The organism is Pseudescherichia sp. (assembly GCF_031998825.1).
Taxonomy (GTDB): Bacteria; Pseudomonadota; Gammaproteobacteria; order Enterobacterales; family Enterobacteriaceae; genus Pseudescherichia.
The window spans coordinates 22,645-37,010 of the sequence record NZ_DAMACX010000026.1 but is presented as its reverse complement, the minus strand read 5'-3'; the positions used below and the strand labels follow the sequence as shown (position 1 = coordinate 37,010).

Annotated in this window: 7 protein-coding genes and 1 other RNA gene; 5 read left to right on the top strand and 3 right to left on the bottom strand. The window is 48.8% G+C overall.

Features of this window, described 5'->3' with window-relative positions; all coding sequences use genetic code 11:
- Positions 1–14: 14 nt before the first annotated feature.
- From RTP97_RS13220 to RTP97_RS13205, 4 genes are all read left to right on the top strand, one after another.
- The gene (locus tag RTP97_RS13220; protein ID WP_312414321.1) at positions 15–4,031 is read left to right on the top strand and encodes an Ig-like domain-containing protein; all 4,017 of its coding nucleotides are present in this window, start codon (positions 15–17) and stop codon (positions 4,029–4,031) included.
- A gap of 444 nt (positions 4,032–4,475) precedes the next feature.
- Positions 4,476–5,387: a transcriptional regulator gene (locus tag RTP97_RS13215; RefSeq protein ID WP_312414319.1), complete on the top strand. Its 912-nt coding sequence runs from the start codon at positions 4,476–4,478 to the stop codon at positions 5,385–5,387.
- A gap of 17 nt (positions 5,388–5,404) precedes the next feature.
- On the top strand, positions 5,405–6,994 hold the full coding sequence (locus tag RTP97_RS13210; protein WP_312414317.1) for a hypothetical protein: 1,590 nt from the start codon (positions 5,405–5,407) through the stop codon (positions 6,992–6,994).
- Between the two features lie 10 nt (positions 6,995–7,004).
- Complete coding sequence (locus RTP97_RS13205; protein ID WP_312414315.1) at positions 7,005–10,415, top strand: AAA family ATPase; 3,411 nt, start codon at positions 7,005–7,007, stop codon at positions 10,413–10,415.
- A gap of 257 nt (positions 10,416–10,672) precedes the next feature.
- Here RTP97_RS13205 and RTP97_RS13200 read toward each other — a convergent pair whose 3' ends face one another.
- Complete coding sequence (locus RTP97_RS13200) at positions 10,673–11,545, bottom strand: DUF6615 family protein (RefSeq protein WP_312414312.1); 873 nt, start codon at positions 11,543–11,545, stop codon at positions 10,673–10,675.
- Between the two features lie 392 nt (positions 11,546–11,937).
- Between RTP97_RS13200 and RTP97_RS21440 the strand changes: the two genes are divergently transcribed.
- Positions 11,938–12,063 carry a type II toxin-antitoxin system CcdA family antitoxin gene (locus tag RTP97_RS21440; RefSeq protein WP_409455945.1) on the top strand — a complete coding sequence of 42 codons (126 nt, stop codon included), beginning with the start codon at positions 11,938–11,940 and terminating at the stop codon, positions 12,061–12,063.
- Positions 12,064–12,383: 320 nt separating this feature from the next.
- Here the strand turns inward: RTP97_RS21440 and RTP97_RS13195 are convergent, their stop codons facing one another.
- Both RTP97_RS13195 and ssrA read right to left on the bottom strand, forming a co-directional pair.
- Positions 12,384–13,304 (bottom strand): hypothetical protein, encoded by a 921-nt coding sequence (locus RTP97_RS13195; protein ID WP_312414310.1) that lies wholly within the window; start codon positions 13,302–13,304, stop codon positions 12,384–12,386.
- Positions 13,305–13,469: 165 nt separating this feature from the next.
- Positions 13,470–13,832: a transfer-messenger RNA gene (gene ssrA, locus RTP97_RS13190) on the bottom strand.
- Between the last annotated feature and the right edge of the window lie 534 nt (positions 13,833–14,366).

The following is a 14,366-nucleotide window of genomic DNA, read 5'->3' as shown; positions in this document are numbered from 1 at the left end:
TATCAATATAAAAAATGAATATTCAAAAAAGTAACACAGCGACGATGCATTCGGTGTATCGAAGTTTTATAGCCAGAAAGGTAATAGCATGGCTGTTGATAGTATTACAGCTATCGTTTCCTTTAATTAATATCCCCTTGGCAGCTGCTACTCAACCCAATTCGGTGCTGCCTGAAAGCGATGTTTTAACATCAACGGCGACAGCACTGGCGGGAAATAATAGTCAAAATTTACAGCAGCAGGTGCAGAGTGGTTTGATAAACAGAGCGACTTCTGAAGCATCTTCATCGGCCGAGCAATGGCTACAACGCTTTGGCACTGCCCGGGTTCAACTAAATGTTGATCAGAACGGCAACTGGGATCAAAGCTCATTCGATCTGCTTGCTCCACTTTATGATAACAAAAAAGCGTTGTTCTTTACCCAATTTGGGTTGCGCGCGCCTGATTCCCGAGTAACCGGCAATATGGGGTTTGGTGTAAGAACCTTTTATACGGAAAACTGGATGTTTGGTTCAAACTTTTTCTTTGATGACGATTTCACGGGTAAAAACCGTCGGATTGGCATAGGGGCGGAGGCGTGGACTAACTACCTTAAACTCTCGGCAAATACCTATGTTGGTACCAGTAGCTGGCAGGATTCGCGAGATTTTGACGATTATGAAGAGAAACCGGCCGACGGTTTTGATATTCGGGCAGAAGGATACTTACCCGCGCAGCCGCAGTTTGGCGCCAAAGTCATGTATGAGCAATATTATGGCGATGATGTCGCCTTATTTGACACCGATCATCTACAAAGTAACCCTTCTGCGGTGACGTTGGGATTCAATTACACCCCCGTACCGCTCATTACGCTTGGCACAGATTATCGACGCGGTCAGGATGATATGGACGATCTTAAGTTTCAGCTTGATCTGCATTACGATTTTGGTCATGACTGGCGTTATCAGATCTCGCCTGAAAACGTTGCGCTGCAGCGCAGCCTGGCCGGTAGCCGCTACGATTTGGTTGAACGAAATAATCAGATTGTTATGCAGTATCGCAAAAAAGAACGCGCAGGCGTCGGCAAACTGGTGCTGCAAACGTTAATAGACAACAGCCCCGCTGATGGTGTTTCCCAGAATCGGCTGCAGGTTCAGGTGCTAAACACCAAAAACGAGGTGATGCCTGATACCACCGTACAGTGGCTCGCGACAGGGCAGGCCAGACTTGATACCTCATCATCCGTTACCGATGCCAACGGACTTGCGACGGTGAACATTACTAATGCTGTTAATGAAGTGACAGACGTTACCGCCACCAGCGGCGGTGTCTCCGCCTATGCACAATCGCACTTCACTGCCGTCACGCCTGCCTCTCTCTCGTTATCGATCGATAAAAATGGCAGTGCGGCAAATGGCACGGCCACTGATGATGCAACTGTTAAAGTGGAGGATAACAACCATCACCCCATCGCGGGTGCGTCGGTAAGCTGGTCAGTCGCCTCGCCGGCCACGCTGCGCGACAGCGATGCTAAGACCGATGCTAACGGTGTGGCACATGCGCATATCGTCTCAACGACTGCGGGATCCGCTGTCCTGACGGTGAAGTCTGGCACCCTATCACAACAAGATACCGTGACGTTTGTTGCTGATAGCCAGCAGGCTGTTATTACCCGATTTGATGTGACTGTGAATAACAGCCCGGCCAATGGCAGCTCGGCCAATAGCGCAATTATTGAAGTCCGCGATCCTTCTAACAATCCGGTTAGCGAGACGCCGGTAACAATCAGTACCGATAGTACAACGCTTGTATTTAACCCAGGGGCAAAGCGGACCTCATCTACCTTTCATACGGATGCGCAAGGTCAGGTGCATCTTCAGTTCACCGACACGGTGGCTGAGACCGTGCAGCTTACTGCCACCCTCAGCAATGGCAACAGCAAGGGTGCCAGTGCAGCATTTATTGCGGATGAAGCGTCTGCTTCGTTACAGCGTCTGAAGGTGACCAAAAATGGTAGCCCGGCGGATGGCCATACCCCGAACACGGCAGAAGTGTATGTCCTGGACGCAACCGGGAATCCACTGGTTAATCAGCAGGTAAGCTGGAAAGTGGATAAAACAGATATTCAGCTTTCTCCTAACGGCAACACCGATCAAAACGGGAAGGCGACCATCAGCTATACCAGTACCAAAGCGCAAACCTTTACTTTGACTGCAAGCCTGGCAAACGGTAGCACGCTAAGTGCGGCCTCATCATTTGTCACGGATGAAAACAGTATCCAGATTGCTGATTACGAGGTAAGCAGCGGGGCTATTGCAAACGGCAAAGCGACCAATACGGCAACGGTGACGGTAATGGATGCGCAGCATAATCCCGCCATCAACGAATCAGTGCAATGGAGTACGGATGGGTCGGCAATACTCTCCAGCCAGACCGGGTATACCGATGCGCAGGGCCAGCTCTCCGTTACCTTCAGCGATATTAAAGCAGAAACGGTGAACGTGACCGTGACGTTACCTGTCAACTCGGCCAGCCAGACGAAGCCGAGCCTGTTCGTTGCGGATAGGGCATCTGCGACCATTCAGTCGTTAAGTGCAACCAAAACCGCGCTGGCAAACGGCGTAGCCACTAACAGCGCATTGGTGAAAGTGGTAGATGCCAATAACAATCCACTGACCCATACCGCTGTCCACTGGCGGATAACCGGTAATGCGCAACTGAGCGATGACGGTTCTGAGACAGATGCCAATGGCGAGGCGACTATTACCTTTACCGATACCGTCTCTCAGGCGGTTACCCTGACGGCATCTCTGGACAACGGCCAGGAGAAGAGTACGGACAGCCTGTTTATAGCAGATCGCAGCTCTGCCAATGTGACATTAAGTCTGGTTAACGATGCCAGCCTTGCTGATGGTACAGCGGAAGATACGATTAACGCTGTCGTCACCGATGCACAGGGAAACCCTCTGCCAGCGCAGGTCATTACCTGGAGCAGCAACAGCAGCACGGCGCAAATGCCTGCCTCCAGTAAAACTGATTTGCAGGGACATGCACAGATTGCTGTCACGAATACAGTAGGGGAGACGGTCACGATTACCGCAACGCTGGCTAACCAGACAAGCAAAACTATCGATGCCAGCTTTATCTCTTATAGGGTGAGACAGCTCACTACGGATATTACCAAACAGCATGCCGATGGCCATTCGGTTATTACATTCACGGCGATGCTGACGGATAACAATGATAAGCCGGTAGTGGGAGAGGTAGTGGCCTTTGCGACAACCGGTAGTGCAGTGCTGAGTAGTCAGGAGGCCACTACTGACGCCGGCGGTCAGGCAACGGTTACCCTGACAGACAGCAAAGAGGAGGATGTCACTGTGACAGCCAAATCAAAAGCGTTTGCCACCGACACGGGAAAAACCAGCACCGTCTCCTTTATTACCGACCGTTTTACTGGCATTACGACCAACGGACACACCTTTGGCATGAGCGAGCATTTCCCAACGATAGGGATCCTGCGTGCTAACTTTACGATGGAGATCAATGGAACCTCCGCCAACAATGCGGACTACGCCTGGAGTAGCGACGCCAGCTGGGCCCATATCTCGTCACCTGGCGTCATCACCCTGACCTCTACGCCAACGAGCAGGACCGCGACGATCACGGCGACGCCGGTGTCCGGTTATGGTGAGCCGCTAACCTATACTTTCACCCTTAATCACTGGGTCTTTAACATTGCAGCAGCTTCGGCTGATCCAACCGTTGCGGATTCTGATTGTGCAAGTCGAAACGGCACCGTGCCGAGCTATACCCTCCTCTCTAACGGTGCACCGGGTCAAACAGCTACTCGCGGTACAGGTACATTTTATGGGGAGTGGGGAGATCCTCAGAAGCTACTCGGTTCGTTTTGGTCAACTGCGAGTTCGGCAGAATCTATGTGGGCCTCGGAGATGGGCAGCAACGGCACGCGGATCTTCGTGCAATGGCGAACCGGTTATGTGAATGACAGGGTACCAACGCAAGAGATGGATGAGGTTTGCCAGGCCTTTTAATCGTGCCTGTTAGCGTCAACCCGTATCAGGGCCGTGCATTCGCACGGCCTTTTTTGCGTTTGGGAACCACAGCACGATATCGGCAATCTCTTCAGCCATCGGAGTTAAGATTAGCCAGGACATACCGCATTGATGCGGATATTGCGGGCAGCATTTTCACTGTTGATGAGTAGCCTGGAAGAGACTCGACGAGTCTTGCATAGGGCAATTTTTTGCCTTAAATGATCTTCTATTCAGGGTTAAGACAAGCAAGGTTGGTGACATTAATGAAATGCAGCGACTTGTAATATTCTAGATAAAAACAATAATGCGAAAATAATTTCACTTAAGTTTTGCCTAGTGCCGCATAATATAAAAATATGTTTTTTATCTCGCGCTCACTGACATAAAGTGTCATTCGCTGCCATTAAACTGTGGTTATTTTCTGCGAATGAGGGATTCGATGTGGGTAAAACAACCGGAGCATATGAAAAGCTGGCGCACCGCCTGGCGGAAACAATCATTCTGTTTCACCAGCAGGAGCAGGTGACCCGACAACAATTAGCCGAGACATTTAATGTTTCCGGGCGCACCATCTTCCGCGACCTTCGCCGCCTGAGTGCAATAATTGAACATATCAGCGGTGACAGTTACTGCCTTGCTCCTCAATATTATCAGGCGCTGCGAACCCGTGACATTCGCCAGTTATTGGATATGGCGGGCGTCTCGCCACTCTTTGCCGGACAAAAACCAGCATTCTGGTCGACGCTATTACAAACAGAAGGTATTCCTCAATTCTCGATTAAATACCCCGCAGCAGAACACGAGAGTGAAAATGCTCTTTCCCGCCATTTCAGTCAACTCCGCAAGGCCATTGCCGAACACCGCAAATGCAATTTTTTCTATAAAGGGAAACTGCGCGTTGTTGAACCCTACCGTCTGGTGAACGTGAAAAATGTCTGGTACCTGGCGGCCATGGAACAGGAAAACCTTAAGGGTTTTCTGCTTAGCGGCATGAAATGGCTCGAACTGTGTGAAGAAACTTTTGTGCGGGAGGGTCGCATTGAGCAGTGCATCGACGAAGAAGATGATGTTTGGTTCAGCCTCAACAAATTCCCGGTACGCCTCCATGTGAATGCCTCTGTGGCAGGCTATTTCCTACGGCGTGGCGTGCTGCCAAGCCAGGTTATCAACACGCAAAATAGTGACGGTAGTCTGGAGATCACCTGCAAAATTGCCGATGAACGCCAGCTATTACCTTGGGTACGCTACTGGCTGCCCAATCTGACCATTCTCTCTCCCGAATCATTGCACGCGACCCTACTGACGCAGTTGGCCGACGCGCTGACTGTTTTCTCATCGCCAGATAAAAATTGAAATAAGGAATTTTACACATGGCTGCAAATGACGTGATTAGTGAACAACCTCGTACGGTGCCTGCTCCGCTAGATCTTATTGATGAAGATCATCAGGAACAGTTGGTGGATGATATGTATGTGGCCTGGCGCGATGCGGGTGGCGATCCGCAGGCGACAACACAACTGCTGCAGCAGTTTACGCAGCAGGCAAGCCATTCGTCGGATGCCGACCCGCTTATCTGGTTGCAAAAGCAGTTTCGCCAGCATGCGGAGCTGTGGCCGAATGACGATGCGCTTACCCAAGACGCGGGCGAAATCGTTGAAACCGTAACACGCCAGCAAGAATTGAAAGCATCCCTGAACGCTGCGAGGCAGAAGGGAAAAAGCCGTGATAATTGGCTGGGCAAAGAGATGCAGTACTCGGCCCAGCGTCATGGCGCACTCAGTACCGGGGAATATGCTCAATCGATTGATAACGCCCTGACTCGCGCCAATGATCTGATGCGTGACATCATCACTCGCAACGACGGGCAGATCAGCATGGCGCGTAATCTCGATGGGTTTATCGCCGAGGTGCACCACGTCAACACCTTTAATATTAACGCGAAGGCGGCTGGCTCTTCGGCGCGGGCAGAACTGGTAGTGAAACCCGGTAAGGCGTTTGGCAAAAACTCTGTAGATATCCAGATCAAAGACGGCAGTGGCAAAGTCGTTCGCCGCTACCAGGCGAAATATGGTGCGGATGCGGGCAGCACGGAAAAATTGTTCGAGCACGGCGACTATCGCGGCCAGGGGTCATTGGTGCCGGAAGGGCACTCAGCGGACATGCAGCGTAAAGCAGTGGAAACCATTGATTATGACGGCGTTGAGTCCACTCCGTTATCGAAAGAAGAGGCGGTTCGCCAGCGCGAGAAGGCCCATAAAGAGCAGCAAATCAGTGAGGTGGACTGGCGTAACGCGGATGCCGTCACTGTGGGCAAACAGATCGGTAAAACCGCGCTGGTGGCGGCCGGCCTTGGGGTCTGTTTCCAGGGCGGGCGTATTCTGGCCCGTCGTTTGTGGAACAGCCTCGCCGGCAACGAAAATGCGTCGGCGGGAGAAGATATGCAGGAATTTGTCGAAGACTCCCTCAAGACCGCAGGCTACAGCATGCTGACTGTGGCCACTTCGGGCGCGCTGCTGGTGGCATCTCGCCGGGGCTTTTTGGGTAACGTGATGAAAAATACCCCGGCCGGACGCATTGCGATAATCGGTTCGGTAGCCGTGGATAACCTGAAAAACCTCTACGATCTGGCAAAAGGCCATATCTCTAAAGAAGAGGCGTTGGATCGCGTTACCAATACCACTGTCACCACCGTAGCAGGCATTGTGGGGGCAGAAACAGGCGTCGGGATGGGGGCGGCAATGGGCACCGTTTTCGGTCCTGTGGGCATCTTTGTGGGTGGCCTGGCGGGTGGCGTAATCGGCGGTATGCTGGGCAGTACGGTGGCTGACAAAGTCTACAAAGCGGGGAAATCGGTCGCTAAAGCGGCGGTCTCTGTGATTGCGGATACCGCGTCTGCTATTGGTCGGAGTGCTTCGAACATTGTTAGTTCCGTGGGCAGTTTCTTAAGTTCTTTTTGGTAATGGAGAGAAGATGGACAGTTTATTAACAACCCGGATAGTGACCTGGATCCGCGCCGGACATGCGGGGTTTTATCTGCATAGCGGCGAAGATGATCGCATTGATACGTTGTTAAGCACGGTTGCCAAAGAGACTGATTTCCGGCTGCGGGAATGGAACCTGGCCTGGGGCTGGGTGGATTTTACCGATCGATACCCGCTGGTGGCTTCCAGCCTCGAGATGCCGCCGCAGGCCGATCGGATGCTGGCCGGGCTGCTGGATGATGACCTCGAAAACACTATTCTCGTGTTCCGCAATATCAGAACCGTGCTGGACTCTTCACCGATGGTAGCGGCGCGTCTACAGCAGCTACTCTTGCGTATCCGCCGTCACCACAGCGGTGAGTGCTGCGTGATCTGCGTTGATGATCGCGTAGACATTCCTTCATTGATTGAGCCGCTGATTACTCTCGTGGAGTTACCGCTTCCGCGCCGCGAGGCCATTCGCCAGCAGGCGGAGCAGTTCGCCCTTGAGCGCGAGTTGATCGTATCTGACGCGCTGCTTAACAGGATCAGCATCACCCTGACCGGCTTGACTGCCAGCCAGATTAACCAGTCTTTGTCTGTCGCCCTGGAAAAATACGGCGAGCTAGATGAAAAAGCGCTCGCCACGCTGCTGCAGGAAAAAGAGCAGATCATCGGTAAAAGCGGCGTGCTGGAAATGGTCAAAGTGCGCGAGAACCTGACGGACATTGGCGGGTTGGAGAACTTGAAAAAATGGCTAGAGCGTAAAGCCGCCATTTTGCAGCGCTTGCCGGAAGCGGAGGAGGCTGGATTGCAGGCACCAAAAGGGGTGCTGGTGGCAGGGATGCCGGGCTGCGGCAAATCTCTCACCGCCAAGGCGGTCGCCAACCTGTTTGGGTTACCGCTGCTGCGTCTGGATATTGGCTCCCTGCTGGGCAAATATGTCGGAGAGAGTGAGCACAACATGCGTCGGGCGCTGGCAATGGCAGAGGCCATCAGCCCCTGCGTGCTGTGGGTAGATGAGCTGGAAAAAGCGTTCGTCGGGATTGGTTCTTCTAACGCCTCAGAGGTTACGTCCAGACTACTGGGTTATTTCCTTACCTGGATGCAGGAGAAAACCAGCGCGGTATTTGTGGTAGCGACGGCCAATAACGTCACTGCGCTGCCGCCTGAGCTGTTGCGTAAAGGGCGTTTCGACGATGTCTTTTATGTCGGATTCCCTTATCTTGCTGAGCGCAAAGCCATTCTCAGCATCCACCTGAAAGCGGCCTGGCAGGCTTTCTCGGCAGAACAGAAGCAGCAACTGGCGGTGCTGTGCCGTAACTTTGCCGGGGCAGATATTCAAAATGCAGTGAACGATGCTCGCGAGAGCGCGTTCCTGGCCGGGGTAAATATTGATTACTCTCGTCTGTGTCGGGCGCTGGAGCGCACGGTTCCGCTGCGCGATACCCTGCGTGACCAGGTGGGTAAGTACGAAGCACAGTTCGAGAAAATGAAGCTCAAAGCAGCGTCGCATATCGATGGGATCAGCCTGGCACAGATGATCACGCTGGCAGATGATACCAATCCGCACGAGCGTTTGCGGGTAGCGGAGGCAGAGGAGTGCAGCGAAGACCTGCTCGAAAAACTGGCACAAGACAGCTACCCGGCAATTCGCCATGCGGTGTACAGCAACCCGTATTGCACTGCACGTATTCTGTCGGCGTGTATCGCCCCGGCAGAAACCGGTGACGTTAAGGATGAAACGTCGCTGGCGCTGGCCTGTGTGCACCATAACGCGCCGACCAACCTGCTGCTGTCGCTGATTCAGAAGAACAAGCTGAACGATGAGATCCTACTGCAGCTGGCAGAGAAAGCGCACTGCGTGGATAGTGTGCTGGATGCGCTGTTATCCCGTAAAAATAGTGCGTTGCAACAGGCAGTGTTACGCCACGCCAACTGCCCGGAAGCGCAGCGTGAAGAGTTCCTGTATGAGCAGAATGATGCGCTGCGAGCCGCTGTGGCGCTTAACCCGGCGCTTACCGCTGCGCAGCAGGAGGTGTTGCTTAACGATAAAAAATCTGTGGTGCGCATTGCATTGGCAAACAATCCGGCCCTGACCGAAGAGGTAAAACACCAGCTGGCGCAGGACCACGACACGGCGGTCGTGGATGCCCTTGAAGAGGCGCAAAAACAACCCGACGAGCCGGCACAGGAGAGTAGTGGCGGTAATGATGACAGCGCACTGCTGGTACAGATCGACAAAGGTGATGTCCACGCTTTACTGGCGCTAGCTGAACGACGCCACCTCTCCGCGCTAGTGCAGCGTCGGTTTGCCCAAAAAGTCACGAATGAAGCGGCGCTGGCGACCCTGGCGGTGAATCCAATATTAACGGCGGAAACTCAGCAAATTCTCGCCAGTGAAGGTAACCCCGCGGTGCGTGACGCGCTGGCCATCAATTCCGCGCTAGTACCGGCAGTGCAGGTTTACCTGTATGAGAATGGCTTGAAGGCAACCCAGCAAAGACTGGTACAGAACGCGGCGCTCTGCGAGGAAGTGCAGTTGATGGCGGTGCAACATAAAAATACCGATGTGCTGGCGTTTATGGCGCAGAATCCTGCGGTGGGGGAAATTATATGCGATATGTTACTGGCAATTAATCGAGTCAAAATTGATGAAGCTCTGGCGAGTAATCCTAATATTTCGCAAAATGCACAGAGGACGTTATATTCGAGAAGTTATTACGGAACGTCGGGTGACCGTGAGGAGCGCGTCAAATATAAGCTATGCCGAAATGAAAACCTCAGTGAGGAGCTCTTTAATGAGCTATCTGTAGCAACAAAATATCATGATGATTTGTTGTGCAATCCGTCGATTGGGAAATTTAATTACGGAAGGATAGAAAAGGCTTTTTCTCTTCCCTTTTGGAAAATGCGGCCCTCTTTCTTAGAGCCGGAGTATTTTACAAACTCTGGGTTATCGGAGAGGTTACAATCTGTCCTTATTGAAAATAATAAAGATAATGCATGCTATTTAGCTCTTTTAGCTGCGAATACAGGGCTGGTGCCTTCACAACAGATCATACTGAGCCAAAATACCGATCTGGATGTCTTGCTGAACCTTATCAGAAATCCTGCCAGCACCTCTCGCACGGTTGAAACGGCGACGCAGCAAATTAAAAGCTACGATTCTATAAAAGATAAATTGAGCGAGAGGGTTAAAGAGAAAGCCGAAGAGTTCGAAAATAAAAAAGCCAAACTTGCGAAGCAGCATGAACTTACTAGCGATGGTTTTATCAAAAATATCACGACAGTAGATGATATTATTGAGAACGAACTGCTCTCTTCTATTAAAGACGAGCTGGTTTGGTTGCGCGATTTTACAAAAAAAGTTGGGGGAGACGTTACAGCAAGCTCTGGCCTGTTCACTTCTTTGGCATAATATTTATCTACCTTGCAGGGTTGCGATCAACGGCAATCCTGCTTACATCTTGCATGACGAACATAGACCGGATAAGAAGCTTGCGCCGCTCAAGGCGATGTACTTCGGTGGCGCTGATGGAGCCGGTAAACAAAGCTATCTGTTAGATCCATCAATGGGCCTAAATTAAGGTCACAAAAAGCTCGGCATATATAATATTTTTTATAAATATCATATTGCTAAAGATTCTGTTAGGGTTTTTTTATAAAACAAAATTGTTATGATTCTTTTTTTGTATTTTTAAGCAATTCTAAGTCGATAACTAGTATTCGCTTTGGTACAGGAGTGTTATTAGGATATAAATATCCCTTGGCTTTATCGAATACTTCATCATCATTAAATAACTTAGAAACATCATAGCCTTGTAGTATGTGATTTAGACTAACATCTTTCTCGTTTAATTTATGTTGTTCTATTGTTTCATAATCTAGATCCAGCGTTGAAATGTTCGAGTATGAAAGTGTCATCACACTTGGCGATTGTGGAAAAGCATGGGGTTTATAGATCTTTTTTTCATAAGTACTAATGCACTCAAGTAAACAGCATAGTGGATATGTTGTTTTAAATTTATGTATCGTAGGGAAGTTTTTCCCTCTTTTTATATTGATCGCTCTAGCTACAAATTCAAGATTGGCAATCGTAATTCCCATTTTCTTTTTGGATATTGGTTTTTGACAATTCCAGTATTCATCAAGTTGAGTTTGTTTTGGGTAGTTGTAAAAAGCATAGAGCGCAATTGCTTTCATATTTTTAGCATGTTTTCTCAAGATTTCATATTGTAATTTTTTATCTTTTCCTACTTCGTGTTTAAGAGTTTTGTATGAATATTGATTGTAATCCATTTTTTTTGCTTGTATAGCATATCGCACCCAACCATTTTTAATACTTCCGATCCACCATTCCCAATCAGTGCCGCTTTCTGCTTCTTTATCTTTAGCGGTCTTTCTTATAGTGACATAGTTATAGTTTTTTCTGGCAATCTCGATCAATATCAGATCGCTAATTGTTTCCTCACCTATTGAAATTCCCAATTTCTTCCCATCGATAAGTAAGTCCCATACATACTCAGAAATATCATAAAAAACATTCATTTATATTATCCACGTAAATTAAATCGATATATGACTATCGGCATAAATAGTAAAACCTTTAGGCATTTTGATAAATGCTAAACATGTAATTCAGTATGCGTTGAAATTATACCGCTGATGTTTCTATTGTTGAAGTTAAACTAAAGTAAAGTTTCCAAGAATTTATAATTGTTTATACATGAACAAATGACCTTCTGTTTCTCGATTAGAGTTTCATACTAACTAATTTTCTTCGCTTGTTGTATGGCTTGGGGGCTGAGGGCGTGACTAGCCTGACATAGCAGACAAATACGATCCTTGCACATCATGGGCTGTCCGGGGGACACTCCAACAACCACTGTTCACGCCGCAAGTATAAATATGCCTCAGATACTTCCTGGTATCCCTGACGCATAACTGCAAAGTCATACACCACTCATTGGGAGGAAGGAAACCGGGAAGGGCTAAAAGTGTTTAACTGCTTCCACAATGAGCATGGATGTTTTAGTGACGGCTACAGGGACGTTCTGATTCTGTGATAGCAATATGACTGGATGGGTACTCTGGACTTCATCCTTAATGAAATCTGAGGGAGTTGTCAGTGCAGATGACAAATCGTTCCTCCGCCCCAAATGCCGCTCCTCCGGGCCGGTAATCGCGCCGATCAACGCAGTGGAACGGGACGAGGACTGCCCTATGCTGTGAGGTAATTTGACGGGAGTTTTACCCCCATTTTACCCCAAAGCTACCCCAGGCAGATTTAGAGAATAAAAAACCAGCCGTAAGAGGCTGGTTCTTCTGGGATTTTTTGGTCGGCACGAGAGGATTTGAACCTCCAACCCCCGACACCCCATGACGGCTATTGTAAGCCGAAATATCTTTTAAGGCTGTCGGTAAGCACTTCAGTAGCAACAGTTACCCCAATGCCCAGCGTACCATTGGCCGCTTTTGTTATTACATTGGAGAACCAAGTGCTAACATTTTTGCCATAGGTGTTGCTCCGAGGCGCGATTGGACCATCAGCAATAATTGCCGCTTCCAGATCATTAACATCAGTTTCGCTAATTCCCTTCTCCGTAAGAGACTTTTTTAAAGCGGGAAAGTCACCCTTGCAAACTTGATTATTGATAGTAAAAGAGTTCTCATGCCCTAAGTTTATTACAGTGTTATCACCGAAGATGGCGCTATGAAAAATAGAATCTGTATCGACCTTGCTTAATTTATCTGCCATGCTTTTCTCCTCTGGCATTCCAGCGGTTTGGTCTGATAGCTCTAATAAGAAACTCAATAGGCGTGACCGTACTTGCGTTAAAATCCCTGTAAAGCTATGAAGTGCTATTTCCTTGTAACATGTTGTTATTTCATAACTATCTTCAATGGACTTGCAATATTTTAGACGAGCTAGATCTAAAGGGATATGTTGTTGTAGGTTTTGATTATCACCTGCGTTAATAACCAACTGCTCAATTTGGCTAATTGACATTGTTACTACAGATTCGTGAGCATCCTTATATTCCTTCTTGCTTAAGTAAGCGAGCGGAAGCTGAAAGCTGTTGTAGTGTCGGAAGCCATTGTTAAGGTTAGCAAGAATTCTAGCCTTAACTACCCTGTATTCAGGAGCATCTTTAATAGAGGGATAACCATTTATTTCGTGATCTATCCAGGGTGACAGATCTTTTTTGCCTATAGAGTAAAGAAATACCTTTGTTTGAAGTAAGGCATTGGTCGTTCCTTCATCGCCGTTACTCAGAAGAGTAATGATATCCTGTAGCTGGCTCATATGCGTCTCCCACAAAAAAGCCCGCATCAGCGGGCTTTTGCTAGCTCAGGAGCCGCGGCTCCTTTACGTATCCTTTTTAGTCCCTTCTGCGTCTGGTCGCTGTCCGGGTTAAGTGGCTAACTTATTGGTTTTAAAGCCTCTGTCCTACCACTGTCCATGTTTGTTTGGTGGAGCTGGCGGGAGTTGAACCCGCGTCCGAAATTTCTACATCCTCGGCACTACATGCTTAGTCAGTCTTTACATTCGCTTGCCAGCTGCGGACAGACACGCCACTAACAAACTAGCCTGATTAGTTTTAACGCTTCAACCCCAGGCAGGGCATCCGCGCGATCTCTTTTGGGTTTGACCTCTCTTGATCCCCGTCCTAAGAGCGGAGGCTAGGGAGAGAGGGCTCGAAGCAGGTTATTAAGCTGCTAAAGCGTAGTTTTCGTCGTTTGCGACTATTTTTTTGAGGCTTTTAACGAGGCAAACCTCCCCTCGGCATGCACCTTGGGTTTCGCAAATCCCGTCGAATCCAGAATCAGCCCCAATGTGTTGACTACAGTATAACAGGTTTTCCCATCGGCGCACCAGTCCATATCGCTACAACATTCGCATGAGCTTCAGTTGGTTAAAGTATGAACAGGCACAGTTTATCAGGCCTGCGAGGCTCAGCTGCCGTTATTTTATCGTGGTTATTCAGCCTTTGCAGGCAAGGAGAATATATTCAATATTTGCCATATAGGATATATCGTAATATTAATATTGTGGATGACGTTAATTATTAAAATTATATCTATTCACGGACTGTACTATTTAAGCTGCGCTTAAATAACAGGTGCTTTGTTAAGAATATATTCTGTATTTAAAAAAATTGTGAAATTTTGTGTCTTGAGAGTTTGCCTAATTTCAGAGTATTGATTATATATTTGAATGAGATGATTTCTGCGTTTCGGTTAGGTAAAAGGTGTAAAATCACTTCAAATCAATAACTTGCAAAGATATCGCTTCGTTGTCGGCAATATGATTAATTTCTGCCATTTTATTTTGGCCGCGTCACCCCTACGCCAAAAATAAGGCTGG

Bases quoted from the DNA above. Each gene is read 5' to 3' on its own strand.
- RTP97_RS13220 (WP_312414321.1), top strand. From the start codon at position 15: ATGAATATTCAAAAAAGTAACACAGCGACGATGCATTCGGTGTATCGA.
- RTP97_RS13210 (WP_312414317.1), top strand. From the start codon at position 5,405: ATGGCTGCAAATGACGTGATTAGTGAACAACCTCGTACGGTGCCTGCT.
- RTP97_RS13205 (WP_312414315.1), top strand. From the start codon at position 7,005: ATGGACAGTTTATTAACAACCCGGATAGTGACCTGGATCCGCGCCGGA.
- RTP97_RS13200 (WP_312414312.1), bottom strand. From the start codon at position 11,545: ATGAATGTTTTTTATGATATTTCTGAGTATGTATGGGACTTACTTATC.
- RTP97_RS13195 (WP_312414310.1), bottom strand. From the start codon at position 13,304: ATGAGCCAGCTACAGGATATCATTACTCTTCTGAGTAACGGCGATGAA.